This is a genomic window from Streptococcus sp. SGI.013, from assembly GCF_050315295.1.
GTDB lineage: Bacteria > Bacillota > Bacilli > Lactobacillales > Streptococcaceae > Streptococcus > Streptococcus porcorum.
Genome location: NZ_JBNPOS010000121.1, coordinates 1 through 241, shown reverse-complemented (window position 1 = coordinate 241; position 241 = coordinate 1). Strand labels below are relative to the sequence as shown.

General features: G+C 46.9%; 1 protein-coding gene. It reads right to left on the bottom strand.

The annotated features are described in order from the left end of the window. Window positions 1–241: bacteriophage T4 gp5 trimerisation domain-containing protein (locus ACQRDX_RS09650; protein ID WP_427896687.1), on the bottom strand; the 241-nt coding region annotated here is incomplete at both ends.

Sequence of the window (241 nt, the reverse complement as noted above, 5' to 3'; positions counted from 1 at the left end):
AACATCAGCATCTGAGTCAGCAAGCACATCAGCATCTGAGTCAGCTTCAACATCAGCGTCTGAGTCAGCTTCAACATCAGCATCTGAGTCAGCAAGCACATCAGCATCTGAGTCAGCTTCAACATCAGCGTCTGAGTCAGCTTCAACATCAGCGTCTGAATCAGCTTCAACATCAGCATCTGAATCAGCAAGCACATCAGCGTCTGAATCAGCTTCAACATCAGCATCTGAATCAGCTTCA